Origin of the sequence: Paenibacillus sp. EKM301P, from assembly GCF_011800295.1 — a bacterium.
In the GTDB taxonomy this organism is placed as follows: domain Bacteria; phylum Bacillota; class Bacilli; order Paenibacillales; family Paenibacillaceae; genus Paenibacillus; species Paenibacillus polymyxa.
Map to the genome: position 1 here is coordinate 1 of NZ_JAALFM010000037.1, position 1841 is coordinate 1841.

Here is a 1841-nt window from a genome sequence, read left to right on the forward strand (position 1 = left end):
TTGGAACGTACAGCTGTAGAGCAAATCCGTGAGCATTTGCTGCATATGATTGAAGAAGCGATTCACCGACCAGATGCACTGGTGGATGAGCTTGAGCTGGTGACTACTGCGGAAAAAGCGAAAATTATCGATGGTTTTGGATCCGTGGGCGTAGCTGCATGGAGTGATGAAAAGGAATCCGAATTGTTGTTCCACGCCTATGTGGAAGAACAAGCGCAGCTTGTGCCGGATCATGTGGCCGTTGTATACGAGGAGCGGCAGCTGACGTACCGCGAGTTGAACGAGCGTGGGAACCAACTGGCCCGTAGATTGCGGAATGAGGGCATTGGACGTGAGTCCATTGTGGGCATTTTGAGCGAACGCTCGGTGGACATGCTGGTTGGTGTATTGGCAGTGTGGAAGTCCGGAGGCGCCTATGTACCACTGGATGCAGACTATCCGTCCGAGCGCATTCGTTTCATGCTGGAGGACAGCGGTGCGACGGTGCTGCTCACGCAAATCGGCTTGCAGGAGCGCGCACAGGGTTGGCTGGAGGAAAGCCAATGGGCTATGGGCGAAGGAAAGAGCGAGGGTGTGCTGGAGACGGCGGTTAGCGCTGAAACGATGGAAAGAGACCGTCTGAATGAAGGCGTAAGCTTGAAAGCAGATTCGAAGTCTGACAGCGAAGCAGCATCTGAACCGGTAACTGGGCTGCGTCTGCGTACTGTATTGGCACTGGACGATGAGTCGCTGTACACCGGGGATACCACGGATATTGAACGTATCAACGAGCCGCAAGACTTGGCGTATGTGATCTATACGTCCGGTACAACGGGGCGTCCAAAAGGCGTCATGATCGAGCATCGCAGCTTGGTGAACACGGCTGCGGCGTATCGCCGGGATTACCGTCTGAACCAGTTCCCAGTCCGATTGCTGCAACTGGCCAGCTTCTCCTTCGACGTGTTCGTCGGCGATATTGCACGGACGCTCTATAACGGCGGCACGATGATCATCTGTCCGAAAGAGGATCGCATTGATCCAAGCCGTCTATATGGCTGGATTCGTGATTATCAAATCACCGTGTTCGAATCGACTCCGGCTCTGATCGTACCGTTTATGCAGCATGTGCATGAACACGGACTGGACATGAGCAGTCTGGAGCTGCTGATTACGAGCTCAGACAGCTGCAGCGTGACGGACTACCGAGTGCTGCAAGAACGGTTTGGCGCAGATATCCGTATCATCAACAGCTATGGCGTCACGGAAGCGGCGATTGACTCCAGCTTCTACGACGAAGAGCTGTCAAAGCTGCCAAGCAGCGGGAATGTGCCGATTGGTCAGGCATGGCTGAACGCCCGTTTCTACATCGTAGACAGCCAACTGAATCCAGTGCCGATCGGCGTACTGGGTGAGCTATGCATTGGCGGTGCCGGGGTCGCACGGGGATACCTGAACCGTGCGGACCTGACGGCCGAGAAATTCGTAGCGAACCCGTACGTACCGGGTGAACGTTTGTATCGCACCGGCGATTTGGCGCGGTGGATGCCAGACGGCAATGTAGACTTTATCGGCCGGATGGACTATCAAGTCAAAATCCGGGGATATCGGATCGAGCTGGGCGAGATTGAAACCGTAATTCAGCGGGTACCAGGTGTGCGACAAGCTGTAGTCATCGACCGGACGGACGAGCGTGGACACAAGTATTTGTGCGGATACATCACGGGAGAAGCCGAGCTGCGGATCGAGGAAGTACAAGCAGAGCTGGAAGCCGGACTGCCAGCGCATATGGTGCCTGCACGCCTGATGCGACTGGAGACGATCCCGCTGACCAGCAACGGCAAAATCGACCGCAAGGCTTTGCC

The 1841-nt window shown here is 55.5% G+C and carries 1 protein-coding gene; it reads left to right on the forward strand.

The annotated features are described in order from the left end of the window. Positions 1 to 1841: non-ribosomal peptide synthetase (locus HFD99_RS25530; RefSeq protein ID WP_185157163.1), on the forward strand; the 1841-nt coding region annotated here is incomplete at both ends.